The organism is Lactonifactor longoviformis, from assembly GCF_042848515.1.
GTDB lineage: Bacteria > Bacillota > Clostridia > Lachnospirales > Lachnospiraceae > Lactonifactor > Lactonifactor longoviformis.
Map to the genome: position 1 here is coordinate 850922 of NZ_AP031453.1, position 23053 is coordinate 873974.

Sequence of the window (23053 nt, forward strand, 5' to 3'; positions counted from 1 at the left end):
TCTAGAAAGAACACGTCCCAAAATCACTTTAGTCTAAAAAAGCTGCTCATCAAACGAGCAGCTTTTCTATTTTATCCATTTATCCAATATCGTTATAATTTCCATAAGGGGTTTGATATTCGGCATGTGTTTCCTGCACCGGTTCGTCAAGTTCTCCTGTCACATCCAGGTAGAAAAAGACCTGGGTTGCCGTCATATAGGGTACCACCCACAAAAGTCCTATGTAACAGGAAAATACAGATAGTACCAACATTCCCAAAAAGCTGAGTTCGATATACAGCAGGCGTCCCCTGTGCCCTTTCAGAAGTCTGAAACTTTCCCTCAGGGAGTCCAGCGCTCCTAGTTCCGGATTGTCCAGCAGCATAGGAATAGAGAGGAAAAACAGCAGTTTCACAAAAAGATTCACCAGACTGCCTGCCAGTGTTGTCCCCAGCATAATCAGATTCAGAGAGAGATTGGTCATCCGCTCCGGATGCTGATAGTATGTCATCAGGGCAGCATACAGGGGAACCTGTACAATGAATCCCGGAATGGACTGTAAAAATGCAGAGATAATGATCCTGTCCGGATGATGAGAAAAGGCATAGGCAATATCCCCTGCGCGAAATGGCTGATTTCTGCACAGATTCAGGTGAAGCTTAAAGAAACCGGCGGAAAATACGGAGAGGATCAGGGAGATAACAATGGTAAATATCTGCTCCATCACCATGGTGGAAATACTGTAGCCGCCAAAAAGTGCAGTGGACAGCATGTATAGGGAGACAGCGATCACCGCCAGCAGAAGAAAGCCGGCCATAGGTGTTCCATATTTTCCATTCAGCGCCATTCGGGCTGATTGCTTTAATTGGGCGGATGTTCTTTTCATAGATGTAACGACCTTTCCTGTAGGATTAAAATGTTCCATGTTATTATAGCAATATTATGCCAAATAAACAATAACACTTTCCTGTAAAAAAATATACAAAAATAAGAAAATAATTAAACTTTCCCGTCCTAAATAGCAGACAGTTCAAAAGAGGGTAAGATTTCCTACCTTTTTAGAATCATAGTCCCAAGAGAACCTGGCGGTATTTGGTAAACTGAAAGCAAAGTATCTCGTTTCAGGGATACTTCTGCCCGGCAGGGCAGGGAAAAAACAAATAAGAACAGGAGGATGAAGATGAGGAAAAGGAAACTATCTGCGAGCATTACCGCGTGGATACTGAGCGCAAGCATGCTGTTTTCCATGCTCCCGCCTACCGCTGTAAGTGCGGATCCGGGAGGGAATGACAGTATCGTCAGAACGTTGGCGGCCTCTTATGACATGAGCCATGCAGAAGGTATGCTGACAGACACCAGCGGCAACGGGATGGATGCGGAGCTGGTGGGCTTTACGGACGACGACTTTGGATTCAGCGAGGAAGATGAGGCAGACGAGGTACTGAATTTTGCAGCTGACAAAAGTAAGTACGTGAAACTCCCGGCAGGGATAATCACAGGTGAAAGTTTTTCCATTGAGGCAACGTTCAAGACAGGCACAAAAGCAGGACATTGGTTATGGTGTCTTGGTACGAAGGAGAACACATGGCCGAATGTGAATAATTACGTATTTTTAAACCCTATGCAGGATAGCGGCACCATCCGCGGAGGGATAAAGGATGGGGCTACAGAATTGCTGTTCGGCAATATGCCTTCCCTGACACCGGATACTTACAGCACAGTCCGGATGGACTTCGACAGGGGTATTATGCAGCTATATGTGGATGGCGTTAAGGTAGGAGACGATATCGTAAGCAACTATTCCATTCAGGATATCCTGAATGCGGGAACGAATCCGGGGGAGGATTTCTGCGGGTATATCGGGAAATCCCTTTTCACACCGGATAAAGCGTTTGCCGGAACTCTGACAGAATTTAACGTATACTCTCCGGTTGAGAACCCGGACAGAGACACAGCGGAGGCTGATGTCAATGAGCTTACGCTTCCAGAGGTAATTGAGGGAGATATAGAGCTTCCTGTGGCAGGAACAAACGGGAGTGTAATTACATGGACCTCAAACCGGGAAGATGTAATCAGCACAGACGGTACCGTTACCCGTCAGCCATTTGATACCAAGGTTGTGTTGACGGCAACCGCAGACTGCAACGGCACTACCGCAGAGCGGTCTTTTGAGGTGCTTGTAAAGGCTAGTGAGGACAAAGACGATAGAAATCTGGTAGTCTCTTATGATATGAGCCATCAGGGAGATACACTGACAGATACCAGCGGGAATGGAATGGACGCCAGGCTTGTGGGTATGACAGATGCTGATTTTTCAGAAGACAGCGGCGCAGTGCTGAACTTCACTGGCGATAAAAACAAATATGTGGAGCTTCCCAAGGGATTAATCCAGGGGGAAACATTTTCTGTTGAGGCAACCGTTAAGACCGGCAAGCAGGCAAATCACTGGCTGTGGTGTCTGGGAACAAAGGTCAGCGGAACCGGAAATAACTATGTGTTTGTGAACCCTATGCAGGGCGGCGGAGCCATTCGTGCCGGAATTAAGAGCGGATCAGAAAAGCTGCTTGCACAGACGGCCAAACTCACACCGGATACTTACGCTACCGTTCGTCTTGATTTTGAGAATGGAACCATGCGCCTTCTGGTGGACGGAGTGGAAGTAGTCAGTGGATTGGAAACGGGATATTCTGTACAGAAGATACTCGCCGATGGTACAAATGCAGAGGAAGACATCTGCGGGTATATCGGTAAATCTCTGTATTCTGCAGATCCGGGATTTACCGGCTCGCTGAAGGGCTTTAAAGTATACTCTCCCACAATGTCTGAGGATATGCTGGCAGCAGCAGATTTGGATAAAATCTCGCTGCCGGACTCTGTATACGAAAATCTGGACCTGCCCTCTGTTGGAGGCAACGGAAGCAGCATTACCTGGAGCTCAGATAGCAAAGATGTGATCACCGATGCCGGAGAGGTTTCTCCAGCACAGCAGGATGCAGAGGTGATTTTAACGGCTAAGGCTGACCTGAACGGCGCTACTGCAGAAAAAACGTTTACCGTAAAGGTTGTGGGGACAGACTCCATATTGGCAGAAGCGATGGATTCACTGACCTTTGCGTATACAGAGATCTACGGGAATATTACACTTCCTACAGCGCTTGCAAACGGGGCAGCTGTTCAGTGGTCTGTGAACGAAGCCGGAAAAGATCTCATTACGGTGGAAGATCAGACATCCGAAGGCGGAAGAACAATTCCTGCCGGTGTGGTAACCAGACCGGCAAAAGACACGGAAATTCAGCTTACCGCAGATGTTTCCGTGGGCGACAGTGCGGACAGTAAATCCTTTACGTTTACTGTAAAAGCAAAACCGGAAGAAAAAGGGGAAACCACAGCATACCTGTTTGCGCATTTCACCGGATCAGAAGGCAGAAGCACCGACGAACAGATCTATTTTGCCACAAGCGAGAACGGAAGCCAGTGGACAGATCTCAGAGAAAATGGAAACCCTGTCCTTTCTTCTGAACTGGGAGACAAAGGAGTCAGAGATCCCTATCTGGTGCGTTCTCCTGAGGGCGATAAGACGTACCTGATTGCTACAGACCTGAGTATTTATCACAGAGGCGGCTGGGGCAATGCTGCTGCTACTACAACCGGAAGCACCAGTCTGGTGGTATGGGAATCTTCTGATCTTGTAAATTGGAGCGAACCGCGTCTGGTGGATGTGGCATCCAGGATTCCGGGCGCGGGCTGTGCATGGGCGCCGGAAGCATTTTATGATGAAGAGACCAAACAGTATGTAGTTTACTGGGCTACGGCATCGGGTGAGAGCAATGAACTGGGTGATCCCATGAATATGTATTATGCCACTACCCGTGACTTCTATACATTCTCAGAACCCGTGCTTTGGATTGACAGAGAACATTCCATCATTGATACTACAATGATCCAGGTGAACGGCAAATATTACCGTGCATCCGGCGACGGTCAGATCACCATTGAGGAAAGCGATTCTATATACGATGGATGGAAAATCATCGGTACCTTAAAGGATATCTTTAACAATGACGATTATAGCGGAGCAATGCTTGAAGGCCCGGAATTCTTTAAGTATAACGACAGAGACTTCCTGACAGACAAAGACGGAAACAAGATTGATACCTGGGGGCTTATGTGTGATCAGTATACCAAGGGAAGAGGCTATCTGCCATTCCGGACAACGAATATTGCAGACATGAGTACAGACAGCTGGTCTCCGGCATCTGATGTAAATTTCGGATCACTGAAAAAGCGCCACGGCACCATTCTTCCCATTACAGAGGAAGAATACCATGCTGTACGGAAAGCCTTTGCCAATATAGAGCCCCCCACAGGGGATAAGAAGGTATTGGCAGACTTTACCTTTAACGATGAAGAAACAGGGCTCTCCAGTGAAAACGCAAAAGCAGAGGGTACCTATACACTCAAAGACAGCTATGACGGCAAAACTCTGTACCTGGACGGATCAGCATCTAATTATCTGACGGTTACAGACAAGGACGGAAAGAGCCTGCTGACAGGGGCTCAGGAGCTTACGGTATCCTATGATATGAAACCAGACAGAACCGAGACAAACTGGGCGTTCTTTGCAGCCCCGAATGGAAATCCGGCCTCTTATATGAATGAAAGATATCTGGGCATTTTGGAAGCGGGGGGACGCACCACAGCAGAACGTTACAATAATTCGGATAGCAGACCTGTTAATCCATATGCAGACACAGGATCCGGCTGGTACCATGTGGATGTTGTATTCGGCAAAACAGATACTTCAGTCTATGTTAACGGAGTGAAACAGGCCGGCGAAGCCAGCAGCTATACACTGGAGGGGATTCTCGGAACCAGCAGTATCCTCCAGATAGGAAAGGCGAACTGGAACAGCGGTGAATATTTCAAAGGCTGGATTGACAACTTCAGAGTGGCTAATTACACTCTGAGTGATGAAGAGATCAAAGCCTTAGCTGATAATTTACTCAGTAAGCTGCCGGCAGTCAAAGATGTACTGGTAGGGACAGCACCTGACAGGGAGACGGCCCTTGAGTACAGAGGGACGGATGATCATACGGCAATTCTGACAGAAGTAGATCAGGAGAATATGACTGTGACATCCTATATCCGGAAGACAGCTGACAGTACGAAAACTCCTGTTACCTTTTATTTGAACAAAGAAGTAGATGCCATCCTTGTAAATGGAGAGCCTTTTGAAAACGGGACTGCTCTGGATCTGTCCGAGGATGTGCAGGTGGTTCTGCAGTCAGGCGGTACGGAGGAAACCTGGACGATAAAGAAACCTGTGATGAGCAATAATCCTGTATTACCCGGTCAGTATGCAGACCCGGATCTGGATTTCTTTGACGGCAAATTCTGGATCTTCCCAACCACAGACGGTTATCCTTCCTGGAGCGGATATCAGTTCCATGCGTTCTCTTCTCCGGATCTGGTAAACTGGACGGATGAAGGCGTCATTATGGATTTGAAGGAAGACAATCCCGGATTAAATGAGAACGGGATACAGATTGCAGCGTCCAAATGGGCAGTGGGAAGTGCCTGGGCACCTACCATTGAAGAGAAAAATGGAAAATATTACTTCTATTACTGCGGAAAGCAGTTAAACGGGGAGTCTGCGATAGGTGTTGCAGTAGCAGACAGCCCAAAAGGCCCTTATGTTGACAAAGGGGAGCCCCTGATGACAAAGGCCATCAGTTCAGAGGGCGGAGCAGGAGTCGGTCAGGCTATTGATCCGGGCATCTTTACCGATGACGACGGAAAATCCTATCTGCTGTACGGCAACAGCGGAGCAGGGATCGTAGAGCTGGGCGATGATATGATGAGTATTAAGAAGGATACCATCCGGAAACTGAATGGCCTGACAAACTTCAGAGAATCTGTAAATGTAATCAAGGTAAACGGAATCTATCACTGGACCTGGTCCTGCGATGATGCCAACAGCCCTAATTACCATGTAGAATACGGAACTTCCGATACACTGGACGGTTCCATTACAAAACACAGTACTCTGCTTGAGAAGGATACGGAAAAAGGAATCCTTGGAAGTGCCCACCAGTCCTCTATTCTTTATATCAGAGACGAAAAAGGACAGGATCATTACTACATGGCTTACCACAGATTCTATACGCCATTGAATATCTTCACCTCAGGGGATGGTCTTGGGAAGCACAGGGAAACCTGTATTGATGAGATATTCTTTGACAAAAACGGCTACATGACTATGACGCCCACGCTGGAGGGCGTGACGGCTGTAACCCCTGCGTCTGACAATCCTACGGTGAAGTATATCACAGTAACTCCGGGCATCACCATTGTGGGAAAAGGAAGTACACAGTCCTTTGCAGCAGAAACAAAAGAGGAAGCTGACGCATCCGTTACATGGAAGGTGGAAGGGAACAGCAGCAGCAGTACCTCTATGACGGCGGAGGGTGTTCTTACGGTTGGAGCAGATGAGACGGCAAAACAGCTTACCGTCACGGCAGCGTCCAAAGCAAATCCGGGCAGAACCGGAACTGCACAGGTAAATGTAGTTGAATTCTTCGGGGAAGCGCTGGAAGAGCAGGGTGTCATCACTGCCAGAAACGGTGCGTCTGTAGAAAAAGATGCCGAGAGAGGCAATGTACTTAGAATTACGTCCGGATGGATCGAGGGAGGCAACAGCCCGGCAAACGGCGGCGGTGTTTTTGAAAAGGCACAGGCAATCTTTAAAAATACAAACTTTACCCTGGGCATGGATGTGAACATTGACGGACTTGATGACAATACATCCATGGCGATGATTGGAAACAGTGACAATCATTTCCGTATCATTCCCCAGCGGAAGGATAACAAAGGGTATTTGAAGGTATGTGCGGCAGGTACAGAGACAGAATACGAATTATCCGAACCAGTGAAGCTGAACGAATGGCAGAACATAAAAATTATATACAGTGAGGATGATGCCACAGGAAAAGTCTCAGTAATGGCAGGCCAGAAGATACTGATAGGCGCACAGGAGCTTGGCTTTAAGCTGAGCGCTCTGGACACAGTAGATGCCAGTCTGGGATGCACGTATAAGACAGGATTCCTGCGCACAGGAACTTATGACAACATTATTGTTACAAGGGATGAAGAACCAGAAATAACGGCTACAGGAATTCAGGTCAAAGCCCCGGAGAAGACAAAATATCTGGTGGGTGAAGAACTGGATACTACAGGCCTGCAGGTAACGGCCCAGTACAGTGACGGAAGCAGCAAAGATGTGACCGGCGAATGCGAGCTGAGCGGGTTTGATTCCAGGACACCGGGACGTAAAACTGTAACGGTAAGCTATGGAGGATTTGAGTCCGCCTTTACTGTTACCGTGGAGGGTACCCAGGATGACAGTTTATTGGCTGACTTCCACTTTAATGATGAAGAGACCGGATTGACAAGTGCAAGGGCAAGAGCGACGGGCAGCTATACATTAAAAGAGAGCTATGACGAAAACGGAAAGGCTCTGTATCTGGATGGTTCTGCCTCCAACTATCTGACTGTGACAGATCAAGACGGAAAGAGCCTTCTTACCGGTGCAGAGGAACTAACGATCTCCTATGAAGCAAAACCAGATCGCACAACAACGAACTGGGTGATGTTCGCCGCTCCGAACGGAAACAGGCAGGAGTATGGGAACGAAAAATATATTGGTATACTGGCAAATAACGGCACAACAACTGCTGAACGGTACAATAACACAAACGGCCGGCCGAAGAACCCATTTGTAACCACTGGAAGTGACTGGGTGCATGTGGATGTAGTCATCAGCAAAACTGACACAGCCATTTATCTAAATGGAGTAAAACAGGCGCAGGAGGCAAGCACTTATGGAGTGAAAGAACTTCTGGGCAGCAGCAGCATTCTTCAGATAGGCAAAGCAAACTGGGGCAGCGGCGAATACTATAAGGGCTGGATTGATAACTTCAAAATCTACAGCAAAGCCCTCACAGCGGAAGAGATAAAAGAGATTCCGGATGACAGCTTTGTAAATCTGATGCTTGAAAAGAAGGCAGAGGAGGTCAAAGATGTTGTCATCAGCGATGCCAATACAACTCTTCCTGATTATGAAGGAACCGTGACCTGGGAATCTGCAATGGAGGAAGTGGAAATTGCAGAAGACGGACTGTCCGCCAAAGTAGAGCAGCCGGCCGCGGGAGAAGAGCCTCTGGAAGGAAAACTTACTGCTGTGATCTCTATCTGCGGAAAGCAGATGAGAAAGGAAGTAAATGTGACGGTAAAACCAGCAGTGGGTGAGGAGGATCCTTACGGGTACATGATGGTTCACTTTATTGAGGACAGCAACGGATACTGTGAGAAGATTTACCTTGACATATCCAGAGGAGATAATCCGGAGCAGTGGGATCCCCTCAACGGCGGTGAGCCGATACTGGCATCCAACCTGGGAACCACCGGTACCAGAGATCCCTATCTCACTTACAATCCGGAGACAGAAACTTATTATATCATAGCAACGGATCTTCGTGTCTTTGGCGGCGACGATGCAGGCTGGGGTACATGGTCTAAGAGCTACAGCACAAAGATGAATGTGTGGGAATCCAAAGATCTCATCCACTGGAGCGATGTACGTCAGTTTGACGTGGCCCGTGATATGGATGGAAACAAGGTAGCGGAGCTGGGTATGATGTGGGCACCGGAAGCCACCTGGGTACCGGACTACTACGGGGAAGGAAAAGGCGCTTTTGTCGTATACTGGTCCTCTAAAACCTATGCAGAGGATGATCCCAACCATGATGCTTCCAGCGTTGAGAGCATAATGTGGGGAGCAACCACGGATTTTACACAGGAAACCTTTGAATACGGCGGAAAATTCCTGGATGGCGGAGCCAAAGGCTGGATCGATACCACTATTCTCCAGAACGAAGGCAGAACCTACCATATAACAAAGAGCAACGAATTGCAGATTATCATGGAATATACGGATGACAAAGAGTGGTGGAAAGAAGGTACCCAGTGGACCAGAGTACAGGAGAGAATCGGTCAAAGCCGATTTGGATCGGTAGAAGGGCCGGCAGTATTTAAAGACCACAGCAATGACAACCGCTGGTATCTCTTTGTAGATGATCTTCCCTCTCCCGGTTATCAGCCGATGATATCTACGGACCTGAACCAGGGATGGGACTATCTTGACAGTCCTGATTATTTCCTGACTCCAAACACGAAGCACGGCGGTGTGATTTCTCTTACGAAAAAGCAGTATGATGCAGTCAGAGGGGCAGATGCTGTATCCCCAGTGACTGAGGAACTTGACAGTGTAGAAATCAGCCAGGGAAAAGCAGCAGAGGATCTGGCAGAACTTCTGCCGCAGACGGCACAGGTGAACCTGGCATATAATATGGGCACCTCAGAACTTCCGGTAACCTGGGATACTTCTGACGTGAACCTTGACGAGGCCGGAACCTATAAGGCTGTGGGCACCGTACAGTCCATCAGTGCAAACAAGGATCAGTGGGTTGGAAAAGACGGATCCACTCAGTACGACGCAGAAGATAAACAGCTGTACAGCAGCAGGGCAATAAAGGTTTCCGCAAAAGTGGTTGTCAAGGCAGAGACACCGGATGTGACAGTAACCAAGATTCAGGTCAAAGCCCCGGATAAGACAGAATATCTGGTAGGGGAGGAGCTGAACACAGCTGGAATGAAGGTTACTGCTCTGTACAGTGACGGAACAAGCAAAGATGTGACAAAAGACAGCAAACTTGAGGGATTTGATTCTATGACGCCGGGGACCAAGACGGTGACGGTATCCTATGAAGATAAAACGGCTGACTTCCAGGTTACTGTGAAAGAAAAGATTCAGGCCGGCTGGGTACAGGAAGGAAACAAATGGAAATACAGAAATCCGGACGGAAGTTTCCTGGCAGAGACATGGAAGCAGATTGACGGACAGTGGTACTACTTTAATGAAGATACGTATATGGCTACCGGTTGGATCCTGGACGGAAAGACCTGGTATTATCTGAAATCCAATGGAGCAATGGCCACGGGCTGGCTGCAGGATGGAGTTACCTGGTATTACCTGAAATCCAACGGGGCAATGGCCACGGGCTGGCTGCAGGATGGAAAGACCTGGTATTATCTGAAAGCAAACGGAATGATGGCCACGGGCTGGCTGCTGGACGGAAAGACCTGGTATTATCTGAAGGCAAATGGAGCAATGGTAACCGGCTGGCTGCAGTTAGGGAAAACCTGGTATTACCTGAAATCCAATGGAGCCATGGCTACGGGCTGGCTGCTGGACGGAAAAACCTGGTATTACCTGAAAACAAGCGGGGCCATGGCTACCGGCTGGCTGCTGGACGGAAAGACCTGGTATTACCTGAAATCCAATGGAGCAATGGCCACAGGCTGGCTTCTGGATGGAAAAACCTGGTATTATCTGAAGGCAAACGGGGCAATGGCCACGGGCTGGGTAAAAGTAGGCAGCAAATGGTACTATTTGTACAGCAGCGGAGCAATGGCATCCAGTAAGTGGATAGGCAAGTATTATGTCAATGCTTCCGGAGCCTGGACAAAGACCAGATAAGAAAACTTAACAAATATTTCCCTTCGAAGGGAATATAATTATTACCGGCGTCATTCCTATGGCGGCCGGTAATAATTATATCCGTGCACCTTAAAGTATGTTATAATTGCAGAAAAGTAAAGAGAAAGGCAGGCACCGGGTAATGCTGCAGTACATTGATCAGATAGAAAATGAGGGGATCCTGGGAATTATGAGAAGGTCCTGCAATTATGTGGATCCCAGGCTTATGAACCACGGATACAGGACCTCATATTTAGTATCAAAGATATTGAAAAGGACAGGAAAATACAGCGAAATTGAGATGAGGGATATCTGTATCCTGGCCATGCTGCACGATATAGGTGCTTATAAAACCGAAGAGATTAGCAGAATGCTGGAGTTTGAGACGGAGAATGTATGGGAGCATTCCAACTATGGGTATCTGTTTATTAAGTATTTTTCTCCCCTTGCCAGACTGGCCCCGGTTGTGCTGCTTCATCACACTTCCTGGAAGCAGCTAAAGGAGATGGAGGATGTAAGCGAAGAGATAAAGACACTTGCCCAGATTCTAAATATCGCTGACAGAACAGATGTGTACATGGAGGAAGAGGGACACCGCTGGGAGGACTTTACAGGACTGCTGAGACAGGAGAGCGGCAATAAATTTGCCCCCTGGCTGGTGGAACTTGTGACAGAGGCTGGGACGGAAGGCTTGTTGGAAAAGAGAGCCCTGGAAGACGAGAAATTTAAGAACCTGCTGGGAAGCCTTCCTTTTACAAAAGAAGAAGTAAAAAACTATCTCAGGATGGTGATCTGTACCATAGATTTCCGCAGCAGACATACAGTAACCCACACTATGACGACCACCAGCATTAGCTACGAGCTGGCCCTCCGAATGGGAATGGGGGAGGGAGAGATCACCAGTATTGTGCGGGGAGCCCTTCTCCACGATCTGGGGAAAATCGGAATACCTGTGGAGATACTGGAGTATCCGGGACGGTTAAGCCCTCAGGCCATGCATATTATGCGGACCCATGTAAAGATTACGGAAGAGATTCTTGGGACAGATGTGGATGAGACCACAAAGAGGATTGCCCTCAGGCATCATGAAAAACTGGATGGCTCCGGATATCCGGGAAAACTCACCGGCAGGGATCTGACAAAGGGAGAGAGAATTGTGGCTGTAGCAGATATTGTCAGCGCCCTCACAGGCACCAGAAGCTATAAGGATGCATATCCCAGAGAAAAGGTAGTAGATATTATTGAGAACATGCGAAGGGAGAAAACCATTGATGCAGAATGCGTCAGCTGTATAGTGGCGGATTACGAAGAAATAATGGAACATACCCTGCAGCGGTGTCAGCCCATTTTAGATGCCTACTATAATATTAAGAGAGAATATCTGGAGAATGATAAGATACTGAAACATTTACAGAGATGAAAAAGGTACCCGGACGGGAATGTTATCTGAGGTGACATTCCCTTTACGGGTACCTTTTGCCGTTACCGGAAAGTTATAACCGAAGCCGTTCCATGCACTTCTTCACTTCATACTTCACTTTTTCCAAATCAATGGTCATATATTCCCCTTTATAATACAATATATTCCCCCGAACCATAGTCATAGCCACATGATTTCCGTGGGCCGCATAGACAAGATTAGACACAGGAGAAGTAAGGGGGGAGAGGCCGGGATGGCTCAGATCCAGGGCGATGATATCGGCATCTCTCCCCGGGGCAAGTATGCCGGATTCTCCCTCCCGTCCCTGTGACAGGAGACCTCCCTGAACCGCCATGGAGAGCACTTGTCCGGCGTCCGCAAACGTCGGATCTTCATGGATTCCCTTCTGGATCAGAGCAGTAAATTTCATGGTTTCAAACATATCGCCGGAATTGTTGGAACAAACCCCGTCTGTTCCCAGCGCAACCGGAATCCCCCGCTGAATAAAAGGTTTCAGGTTGGCAATCCCGCAGCCGCATTTCAGATTGCTGCAGGGATCGTGAACAACAACCGCCCGGGAGGAGCTGAGAATCTCAAGATCCTCCTCTGAAACATAGATACCGTGGGCGGCAGCCACTCTTGAGCGGAACACCCCTGCCCTTTGCAGGGCGGCGATGGGAGTACAGCCGTAATTTTGGATACAATTCTGCACCTCTTTTCTGGTTTCACAGATATGGGTATGAATCCCTATATGTTCCCTGGCTGCCACATCCCCGATAAACTCCCAGAGGGCCGGGGTGGTCTGAAATACACTTTGTATACTGGTATCGCACCGGATACGTCCTCTGTCCCAGCCGTTATAAGTATGAATCAGGTCAATGGAACGCCTGACAGAGGGGAGAAGGGCCGGATCCTGGTCTGCAGGGCAGGTAATACTTTCGCAGATAGTAGCCTTTATCCCGCTGTCAACAGCAGAACGGAGGATGGTGTGGGAGGACCGGTACATATCGCTGACAGAAGTTGTGCCGTAGGCCAGCATCTCTGCAATTCCCAGAAGAGAGCCATAGTAATAGTCGTCTTCCGTAAGGGCTTCCTCTGCAGGCCAAATATGTGACAGCCACTGCTCCAGAGAACAGTCGTCAGAAAATCCCCGAAGCAGAGTCATAGGCGTATGGGTATGGGCATTCACAAGTCCGGGACAGAGCAGGAGGTTTCTTCCGTCAATTCTTTTGTGCCGGGCAGGGAGCTGCGGGGGAAGTTCCTGTCCAAGATACGAGATACGCCCGTCCTCGGTTACCAGGCAGGCGTTATACCGTACAGGGGCAGTGTCATCCAGGGTTAAAATAGTGGTGTTAGTAAATACGTAGTTTTCCTTCATAGGTTCCTCCGATTCGATGTTAACGTAACAAAAATCAGAATATCAATTATGTTTCTAATGTATACCTCACGGCGGGATATTGTCAATTGTGAAAAATGTCAATAAATGCGTACGTAAATCATAAGAAAGTAACAAAAATGTAAACGAGGGAAAAGAAATAGGGAAAATCAATTGACAAGTTTAGTAAAAAGATGTATGTTTGTTACGTAAACATGATACGTAAAATTTACGAAACAAAAAAGTAACAAAAGAAAAATATAAGGATAAGAAGGAGGAAATGAAATGAAGAAAACGAAAAAAGCTCTTGCCATGCTCATGGCCGCTGCTATGGCAGCAACTGTATTCACCGGGTGCGGGAAGGAAGAAGAGCAAAAAGGATCACAGGAATCTGCCTCTTCCAAAGAAGAGGGGGATTCCTCGGGAAAAAAGGAATTGTCCATGTGGTTCTGGGGCGCATCTGATTATCAGAGGGAAGCTATGGACAAGTATCTCATTCAGGCGTTTAATGAATCCCAGGATGAGTATGAGCTGACTGTAGAGTACCGGGCATCTGTGGATAATGATATTGCAGTTGCCCTGTCAGGAGGAGAGGGGCCCGATATTGTATATGGTTCAGGCCCGGCCTTTGTAGCAGGATACGCGGCGGAAGGCTTGTTTCTGAATCTCGACAAGTATTCAGAACAGTATGGCTGGAAGGAGCGTGTGCTGGATCCCTGTTATGAGATCTGTACGATAGACGGAAGTCTTTACAGTATACCGGGCGCATTGACCTCCACCGGTGTGTTCTATAACAAGAAGGTTCTCGAAGATAACGGCTGGGAGGTGCCGGCAACTTATGAACAGCTGGTAGACATTATGGAACAGGCAAAGGAGAAGGGGCTTTATGCGGGTCTTACCGGAGCCAAGGACTGGCGGTATACCAATGAGATGTATGTGGGGATGATGCTGACCCATGTGGCAGGTCCTGAAGTCATGTATAAGGTTCTTACCGGTGAGCAGAAGTGGAATTCCCCTGAGGTTGCTGAGGCTATGAATGTGTTGGTGGACTGGTATAAGAATGGATATCTTGCCGGGGATGATTACTGGAACTTTGACTTTAATGAAGCTGCTATGATGCTTGCCAACGAGCAGTCTCCTTTCTTCTACGGTGCGCTTAATGTATTTCAGTTTATTAAAAACATAGCCACAGAGGAACAGTGTGATAACATTGGATTCTTCCCCCTGCCCAATTATGACGGCAGTACAGATCACAGAGCATCCCTGGGTTCCATCTGTTCTTTCTCTATTAATTCTCAGTGCAAAAACCCGGACGGGGCGGCTATGGTTCTGGATTATATGCTTACCTCTGATTTTTCAGCGGGAATGTCCTCCCAGTGGCCCGGCTATTGGGGAATGCCTCTGAAGGATCTTACGCAGATTGATATGGAACAGTATCAGGGAATTTACAAAGAATATATGAAAACCTGCACGGATATTGTGAAATCCCTGGATGAGGGTGATTTTGCCTACGGCGCGGCTACCTGTTTCCCGGCGTCCACTTATGAGGCCTGCATTGATATTGATACGGTATGGTTTGGAGAGGCCACGGTGGAGGAATATCTGGATAATATGGATAAGGCTTTTGCAGAGGACGTAGAGAAGAAATCTGTAGCCACCATTCCTAAACCTGCATTCTAATTTACTTAGCATAACTGGGGACGGGGCAGGGAGCTGCCCCTCCCAGTGAGACGGAGAAGCTTATGAAGAAAAAAGATTCAAAATATATTCTTTTTATGTTGCCGGCTATCCTTATCAGCGCCAGCGTTGTAGTTTTACCGGGAATAAATACCATATATTCCTCTTTTACAGACTGGAATGGATTTGCAGCCAAAAAGAATTTTATCGGACTGGCAAATTATATCAGCCTGTTCCAGGACAAATATTTCTGGATTGCTCTGAAAAATAATCTGATCTGGATGGCTCTGTTTCTCACCGTGCCGGTGGTGATAGGAATGGGAGTTGCCCTTCTTCTTTTAAACAGAAAGAAAGGGCGGAATATGCTGCAGATGATTATGCTGATTCCCTACGTACTGGCACCTGTGGTGACCGCTATGATATGGAAAAATATTATATACAGTCCTACCTCTGGTCTCCTTCAGTTTATCAATCAGATGGATCTGGGATTTGTGCTGAAAACACCTCTGACCAGCAAGAACTTTGGACTTATTGCTGTGGCAGCCGTAGATATCTGGCATTTCTGGAGTTATCTGATGATTATCTATCTGGCATCTCTGCGGCAGGTTTCTGAGGATCAGGTAGAAGCGGCTAAGCTGGACGGAGCCAATGCCTTTCAGAGGTTTCGGTATGTATATTATCCCAATATCAGGCCTACGGTACGGCTGATGCAGATTATGATTGTGATCTTCTCCTTCCTGGCCTTCGACTATGTTCAGCTGATGACTCAGGGAGGGCCGGCCCATTATACGGAGGTGCTGAGCACCCTTGCCTATTCCGCTGCTTTCAGTGAGCGGAAGATCGGAATGGCTTCCTCCATTTCCATTGTCATGAGCTTCTTCGGCCTGATTGCGTCTGTGGTATATATGAAGTTAAGCAGAGGGGAGGAAAGGGATTAGTTATGAAGAGAAAAAAACGTACGGCGATTTTTCAGTGGCTCATCATTGCCCTATTGATATTTATTGTTTTGTTTCCCCTGTATCTGGTAGTGATAAACGCATTCAAGCCTCATGCTGATATTGTCACCAATCCCATTAGTTTTCCAAAGTCTGCTTTCCTGGACAACTTTTCCAAGGCATGGAGAACGGCTGGTTTTTCAAGAGGATTTTTTAACAGTATCCGCCTTGTGGTCACGACCGCCCTGATTGTGCTGGCGGCCTCTGCCTTTGCAGGATATGCCCTGGGGACAAAAAGGTTTACAGGGAAAGGGCTCTTGCTTTCGTACTTTCTCCTGGCTATGACCATACCGGTGCAGTTATTCCTGTTCCCTCTCTATGGTGTATTTGCGAAATTGGATTTGATTGGAAATATCTATGCAGTTTCCTTTGTGATTGCCGCCATCAATATGCCTCTGGCAGTAATGCTTATGCGCACCTTTTTCGTTGGGGTGCCTATGCAGCTGGAGGAGTCGGCCATGCTGGACGGGGCCAATACCCGGCAGATTCTGTTCCAGATTATTTTTCCCTGTGTGAAGCCAGGATTCATTACCGTAGCAGTGATAGTCATATTAAATGCATGGAATGAATATCTGATTTCTTCTACTTTTCTGCAGGGAGAAAAGAACTTTACAGCCACACTGGGGTATCTGTCTCTGAACGGAGGCTCTGTTACCTTTGACCAGGGGATGAAGATGGCAGGTTCCCTGATTATTGTGATACCAATCCTCATCTTCTTTCTGTCTCTGCAGAGGTATGTGGTGGATGGTCTCACTGCAGGATCAGTAAAAGAATAGAAAAAGGAGGAGTAAGAAACGAATGGTACGAGAAGAATACGATAACCCTATGGCTCAAAATGTGCGGGACGTCCCAGGTCTCTGTGTCAGCCAGTGCAGGCTGATAGAGGAGGCTTCCCGTCTTACGGTATCTGCCGGGGAGATCTGGGATTTGGGCAGAATCATTGTGACAGGCTGCGGAGACTCTTATGCTGCAGGCCTGGCCATGAAGCCGGCGATAGAAGTTCTGACCGGACTGCCTGTGGAAGTGATATCCGCAGTGGATCTGGCCCGGTATACTCCCTCGGAGCTGCTGACAAGACAGAAAGGCACCCCTCTGGTACTGGCAGTGAGCAACTCCGGAAAGGTAGCACGGCTGGGGGAGGCCATAGAGAGAGCGGGGAACTACGGATGTCTTACCGTTGCCGTCACCGGCAGCAGGGAATCCAGACTGGCCCGTGTATCCAAAAAAGCAGTGGAGTTATCCATTCCGGAGTTTGTATCCGGAAACGGGGTGAGAAGTTATCTGGTATCTATGCTTGCCCTGCTGATTATAGCAATCCGCATAGGGGAAGTAAAAGGCAGGTATACGATGGAGGCTTCCCAGAGCATAAGAGATGAAATCTGTGTCTATGCGGAGGAATTCAGGAACATAATGCCTGATCTGGATGAGCAGATGTTCAGGGCCGCAGAGAAATATGCTTCCAAGGAGCTGTTTGACTTTATTGGATCCGGGGGAAACACAGGCACTGCCTGGTTTTCCCAGGCCAAAATCATTGAGGCTACAGGAGAGTGGGCGACATACAGCGACACGGAAGGGTGGATGCATCTGAACTGCTTTTTCAAGCATCTCTCAAGAAAGCTTACTGTTCAGTACGCGTCGGCAAAGGGACCGGAACTTAGCCGGTCAAAGGAACTTATGACCGCGATCTCAGAAATGAAGATGGATTTCTGTGTGATAACAGACAGCAGAGACCTGGTGCTGCCGGAAGGCACAGAGCGGATATGGATACCCGGCTGCCAGAAAGACTGGATGTGGCCTCTGCTGAATTACCTTCCTGTGTCGCTTTTGGCGGGTTATCTCTGCGAACTGAAGGGGGAGGCCTATGGAAGAGGATGCCGGGACAGCTGGAAGGTGTGCGGAACAACAAAGCTTCTCACAGAAAGCAGAATAGAGATTCTATAGGAGATAAGTTATGATTAAGGAGTTCAGATTTTCTACAAAGAAGGACGATGTCTTCTGTCTCACCGGGTATGTGGAGGAGGCAATAAAAGAGAGTCAGATTCAGGAGGGGATGTGTATGGTGCATATTCCTCATACAACCGCAGGACTCTGCCTAACTTCAAAATGGGATGAAACAGATTTTGCGGATATCAAAGGAGAACTGCGGCGGATTGTGCCCACCAGGGTAGATTTTTGCCACCAGTTTGACACTCCCGAGGATGCGGCAGGACATATCAAATCGGTTCTTACCGGCTGCACACTGCCGGTTCTGATCAAAGACGGAAAGGCCCTTCTGGGAAGCTCCCAGGGGATCTATTTTCTGGAATTTGACGGACCCAGAAACCGCATGTGCTATGTAAAGGCATTTGCCTGTTAGCGGAAGTATATGCAAAAAGTAAAGAAATGAGGTTATAGTTGTCTATGGAAAGAAAAAAATTAATACTAAACTGTGATCCGGGGACGGATGATTCCGTATGTATTATTATGGGGCTTACTCATCCGGGAATTGATCTGCTGGGGATTACGGCTGAAAGCGGGAACCTGCCTGCAAGTAAAAGCTGTGCCAATGCCCTCAGGATTCTGGAACTTATGGAACGCCCGGATATTCCTGTGGCCAAGGGAATGGAGCACCCTCTGGTAAGAGAGTATCCAAAAGATCCCTATTCCCACGGAAAAGACGGACTGGGAAATCATTTTTTTCCGGAACCTGAGTTAAAGCCGGATCCAAGATATGCGGCACAGATGATCATAGACCTGGTGGAGCAGTTTCCCGGGGAGGTCACCATCCTGTCTACTGCTCCATTGACAAATATTGCACTGGCATTTATGCTAAAACCAGACATTATTCCTATGGTTAAAGAGGTATATCACCTGGGCGGTGCATATGGGGTCACGGATTATGCATTTCTCAATGCAACAGGGGACAATCCTATGAGTGAATGGAACGTTTATGTGGATCCTGAGGCGGCAAAGGCAGTATATGAGTCCGGGGTAAAGCTGACAACCATAGGCTTGGATGTAGCGTTCAATCCGGAATGGGTAAACATCCGGGAAGAGGCGCTTAAAAAGCTGGAAAAATTGAATACCAAAGCGTCCAGATATGTGCTTGAGATTATAGAGTATGTGGATAAGAACAATTCACTGCCGGACCTGTTCAATAATGGTCCGATTGACACGGTAGCTATGTGTGCGGTGATACAGCCTGACATCATAGAAACCAGAGAGATCCATGTGGAGGTGGACACCAGTGACAATCAGCTTACCAGAGGAATGACCCTGTGGGACAGAAGAAACCATTTTAAATGGACACATATTCCCAGGATATGGACGGCCTGCGCAATTGACAGTGAACGCTATCAGAGAACCTTTGTGGAAGCCGTAGGGGGGAAACCCTATGATGAAATCTGACGGCACAAAGAGGGAGACACCAACCCTGCATAATCAGGCGGAGAAGGGGCAGATAGCGGAATGCGTGCTCATGCCCGGGGATCCGCAGCGGGCACGTTTTATCGCAGAGAACTATCTTGCCGATGCCAGGCTGGTCAGTGAGGTCAGAGGCATTTATGCCTACACAGGCAGCTGCCGGGGCAGGAAAGTGTCCGTCATGGCCAGCGGTATGGGGGCAGGATCTATGGGAATATACTCTTATGAGCTCTTTCAGTTTTACGGTGTGGAAAAGATTATAAGGGTGGGATCCGCAGGGGGATTATCTCCTCATCTGGCTCTCAGAGATATTGTGATAGGCACTGCATCCAGCACGGATACAGGATATGCCCTCCAGTACGGTCTGCCGGGAACTCTTGCCCCATGCGGGGACTTCGGGCTGGCAAGAAAAGCTTTTGACTATGCCGAAAAAAAGGGGCTTGGGTGCCGGGCGGGGATGCTTTTTTCAGGAGAGGCCTTCTACTATGAGGAGGAAATTCTCAGAAAATGGGCACAGATGGGAGCACTGGCAGTGGAGATGGAGTCGGCTGCGCTGTATATGAATGCGGCAAAGACTCATAAAAAAGCATTGGCAATTTGCACGATTTCTGATTTGGTATTCTCTGGCGAAAAATGCAGCGTGGAAGAAAGGCAGAACAGCTTTGATGACATGATAAAGATGGCCTTATCTATAATTACATAATCGGGGGAAAGGAAATAAGAAAATGGCAAGTTCAAAGTATACCGTACGGGATCTGGCGAGAGATGCAGGAGTGTCAATTGCCACCGTATCCCGTTATATCAATCAGGATTACGCTTCTATGAGTGAGAGTACCCGCAAAAAGCTGGATGAGTTAGCGGAAAAGAATGGATATGTGAATGCAAAGATGAAAACCCCGGCCAATATCGCTGTGGTGATTCCTGATATTACAGATCCCTTTTTCGCACAAATCGTGGAGGCTGTAGAGAAGTGTTCAGAAACCTACAATTATAATGTGCAGCTTTGCCTGAGCCAGGAATCCTTTGAGAGAGAAAAGCAGTACATCAAAAAACTGATTCAGCAGAATGTGCAGGGAATCGTCTACATGAGTACTGTAAATGAGGAAAAAGACTGTTACGATATGCTCAAAGATGCGGGGAAGCCCTTCGTGGTGCTAGACAGCTACCTGTCAGAGTATAACGTGCCGGCCCTGGTATTCTCCAATGGCGTATGGGGCATGTACGAAGCAACAAAACATCTGATAGAAAACGGCCACACACAGATCGCGTATATCTCAGGCCTGCGTTTTCATATGTTTGAGCATTACCGGTATCAGGGATACGTAAATGCCCTGCTGGATTCCGGTCTTGCAGTGAATCCCAATCTGGTGAAATTTGTGGGGTTCGGTATGCTGGACGGAGTAAAATGCTTTCGGGAGCTTATGGAGAGTAAAAACAAGTTTACTGCAGTGATCTGTGAAAATGATGTGCTGGCAATGGGTGTCTATAAGGTGTGTGCACAGATGGGGCTTGGAATCCCGGAGGACTTATCAATCATTGGCTACAACAATACGATACTGTCTGAGTGTGCCCAGCCGGCCATGACGTCGGTGGACCAGCACGTGGATGATATGATTCAGACAGCCGTGGATCTTTTAATGAAGCAGATCCACAATGAACCAATTACAGATAAGATTATCCGGATTGCTCCGTCTCTTGTAAAGAGAGATTCTGTAAAAAAAATCAACTGAATATAGAATAGGAGAAGGAGATATGGCAGATTACGTGATTGCCGGCAATGCTGCTGTAGATAAGATAACGTTTGCCGATGGAACAAGCACCGGTTTTATGCCTGGAGGAGCTACCCTGTTTGCCCTTACCGGGATCCAGCTGTGGACAGACAGTGTGCTGATGTGCGGGGGATTCGGTGCGGATTATATGGAGCATATGGGAGACTGGATGGAGCGCAACCAGATTGACCGGAGAGGATTTCATGTGAGAGATCCCAGAAATCCTTTAAATTATCTGGTGTACAGAGACAGCGGAGACTGGTATTCCTATACAGAATATGGAAACGAGCATTATGAAAGCCTGGACTGTGATCCCCAAAAGGACCATTTGCGGGACTTTTTGGAAGGGACAAAGGGGGTCTACTGCTTTCGGGCGGATGATCCGGACTTTTTTGGACAGATGGCAGAACTGAGAAATGAGTTCGGCTTTCGGTTCATGTGGGAAATCAAGGCCACTATTACCGTGCCGGAAAAGCTTCCGGTGATCCGAAGAATCCTGAAGAATATAGACGCATTTTCTATTAACCGCAGAGAGGCGTACCGACTGTTTGGTGTGGAGGAAGACAGCGAAGCCATCCGGGCTCTGCAGGGACTTGAGCTGCCTATGGCAGTATATCGGATTGGATCAAAGGGACTTTACATTATCCAAGGGGAAGAGGTGTTTTTTGCCCCCAGCTTTCAGAAATATTCCGTGGTGGATGTGACCGGATGCGGAAACAGTTCTACTGCCGCAGCTTTTTACGCCTGGTGTGAGAATATGGATGTCTGCGGAATTGCTGCCGCGGCTAATATTACCGCAGGAATGAATCTGCGATACCAGGGGGCCATGGAACTGACCCCGGAGAATAAGAGAATCGCCCGGGAGGAAAAGAAAGAGCTGGAAAACCGATACAGAGAAGGCATTATGGAGGCAGGAATGGTATGAAAGAATCCATAAAACGGATAATTGATAGTTATGTGTACAAAGACCGTATGGAACCGGGAGGAATCATGGCCCCGGGCGGTCTGGTAATTGACGGAAAACCTGCTATGACAGGGATTGACCCTGACAAGGTGGGAAGATATGTAGTTATGCTGGTACGGGATCCTCTGCTTGTGTATGGCGGGGATCCCGCTGAGATTCTGGCCAAAAGACTGGAGAAGCCGGTATTGGCCGGCAAAACAGGACTCTTTACCACCTGGAGCGGATGGTATAAGGGAGCCCATATAACCTTTGTCAGCGGCGGCAGCGGCGCGCCTGAGGCGGAGCTGCCCCTGGTGGAGCTGATGCATTATACAAAAGCAGATACCTTTATAAGGCTTGCAGGCTCTGCTGCCATCAGCGAAGAGATACATAGCGGGGATGTGGTGATAAGCAGCGGAATCGTAAGAGGGGACGGAGTATCCAAGGTTTATATAGAACCTGAATTTCCTGCCCTGTGCAGCCATGAAGTGGTACTGGCAATGAGCAAAAGTGCTGCGGATCTGGGCTGCAGGTGGCATGTGGGGGTTACCAGATGCTCTGATTGTGAGCACGTGGGCGGCGGACGCCCGGCTGTGAATGGGTATATTCAGCCCTGGCACACGGAGATTATAGAGTACTATAACAGGGCGAATGTTCTAAATCTGGATCGGGAATCCAGTGTCATTGCCACACTATGTACATTGTTCCGGAAGCGAGGGGGCGCGGTATTTTCCATAGACAATAATATTGTAACGGGAGAACGGTTTATACCAGGACAGGGACATGATGATTCCATCCAGGTAGTCCTTGAGGGGCTTGCCAATTTACATAACATGGATGTACAGAAGGAGAAAAAAAATCTTCCCTGCTGGGTTCCGGAGGAAATAGAATAAAGC

At 48.0% G+C, this 23053-nt stretch carries 14 protein-coding genes; 12 read left to right on the forward strand and 2 right to left on the reverse strand.

What is annotated here, in order from left to right; genetic code table 11:
* Window positions 1-79: 79 nt before the first annotated feature.
* A complete protein-coding gene (locus ACGHCT_RS03880) occupies window positions 80-865 on the reverse strand; it encodes a DUF975 family protein (RefSeq protein WP_072849640.1) in 786 nt (261 codons plus the stop codon).
* A 294-nt stretch (window positions 866-1159) separates the two neighbouring features.
* Here ACGHCT_RS03880 and ACGHCT_RS03885 point away from each other — a divergent pair, with 294 nt between their 5' ends.
* Together ACGHCT_RS03885 and ACGHCT_RS03890 are read left to right on the forward strand one after the other, a co-directional pair.
* Window positions 1160-10576 (forward strand): family 43 glycosylhydrolase, encoded by a 9417-nt coding sequence (locus ACGHCT_RS03885; protein ID WP_390438314.1) that lies wholly within the window; start codon window positions 1160-1162, stop codon window positions 10574-10576.
* 142 nt (window positions 10577-10718) lie between these two features.
* Window positions 10719-11996: an HD-GYP domain-containing protein gene (locus tag ACGHCT_RS03890; RefSeq protein ID WP_187143909.1), complete on the forward strand. Its 1278-nt coding sequence runs from the start codon at window positions 10719-10721 to the stop codon at window positions 11994-11996.
* 73 nt (window positions 11997-12069) lie between these two features.
* Here ACGHCT_RS03890 and ACGHCT_RS03895 read toward each other — a convergent pair whose 3' ends face one another.
* Window positions 12070-13374 carry an amidohydrolase family protein gene (locus ACGHCT_RS03895; protein WP_390438317.1) on the reverse strand — a complete coding sequence of 435 codons (1305 nt, stop codon included), beginning with the start codon at window positions 13372-13374 and terminating at the stop codon, window positions 12070-12072.
* A 282-nt stretch (window positions 13375-13656) separates the two neighbouring features.
* Here ACGHCT_RS03895 and ACGHCT_RS03900 point away from each other — a divergent pair, with 282 nt between their 5' ends.
* The 10 genes from ACGHCT_RS03900 (at window position 13657) to ACGHCT_RS03945 (ending at window position 23050) form a co-directional block, all read left to right on the forward strand.
* Entirely contained in the window at window positions 13657-15051 is a 1395-nt protein-coding gene (locus tag ACGHCT_RS03900) for an ABC transporter substrate-binding protein (protein ID WP_072849647.1), read from the forward strand.
* A gap of 62 nt (window positions 15052-15113) precedes the next feature.
* Window positions 15114-15986, forward strand: coding sequence for a carbohydrate ABC transporter permease (locus ACGHCT_RS03905; protein WP_072849648.1), 873 nt, complete (start codon window positions 15114-15116; stop codon window positions 15984-15986).
* Window positions 15987-15988: 2 nt separating this feature from the next.
* Window positions 15989-16819 (forward strand): carbohydrate ABC transporter permease, encoded by an 831-nt coding sequence (locus ACGHCT_RS03910; protein WP_390438320.1) that lies wholly within the window; start codon window positions 15989-15991, stop codon window positions 16817-16819.
* A 22-nt stretch (window positions 16820-16841) separates the two neighbouring features.
* On the forward strand, window positions 16842-17984 hold the full coding sequence (locus ACGHCT_RS03915) for an SIS domain-containing protein (RefSeq protein WP_390438322.1): 1143 nt from the start codon (window positions 16842-16844) through the stop codon (window positions 17982-17984).
* Between the two features lie 10 nt (window positions 17985-17994).
* Complete coding sequence (locus ACGHCT_RS03920; RefSeq protein ID WP_390438323.1) at window positions 17995-18399, forward strand: secondary thiamine-phosphate synthase enzyme YjbQ; 405 nt, start codon at window positions 17995-17997, stop codon at window positions 18397-18399.
* Window positions 18400-18443: 44 nt separating this feature from the next.
* Entirely contained in the window at window positions 18444-19430 is a 987-nt protein-coding gene (locus tag ACGHCT_RS03925; RefSeq protein ID WP_390438325.1) for a nucleoside hydrolase, read from the forward strand.
* Window positions 19417-20148, forward strand: a complete 732-nt coding sequence (gene deoD / locus ACGHCT_RS03930) for a purine-nucleoside phosphorylase (RefSeq protein WP_242946724.1) — start codon at window positions 19417-19419, stop codon at window positions 20146-20148. The genes ACGHCT_RS03925 and deoD overlap by 14 nt, the downstream gene beginning before the upstream one ends.
* 22 nt (window positions 20149-20170) lie before the next feature.
* The gene (locus tag ACGHCT_RS03935; protein WP_390438327.1) at window positions 20171-21175 is read left to right on the forward strand and encodes a substrate-binding domain-containing protein; all 1005 of its coding nucleotides are present in this window, start codon (window positions 20171-20173) and stop codon (window positions 21173-21175) included.
* A gap of 22 nt (window positions 21176-21197) precedes the next feature.
* The gene (locus tag ACGHCT_RS03940; RefSeq protein WP_072849660.1) at window positions 21198-22139 is read left to right on the forward strand and encodes a carbohydrate kinase family protein; all 942 of its coding nucleotides are present in this window, start codon (window positions 21198-21200) and stop codon (window positions 22137-22139) included.
* Window positions 22136-23050 (forward strand): nucleoside phosphorylase, encoded by a 915-nt coding sequence (locus tag ACGHCT_RS03945; protein ID WP_072849662.1) that lies wholly within the window; start codon window positions 22136-22138, stop codon window positions 23048-23050. The genes ACGHCT_RS03940 and ACGHCT_RS03945 overlap by 4 nt, the downstream gene beginning before the upstream one ends.
* The last annotated feature ends 3 nt before the right edge of the window (window positions 23051-23053 follow it).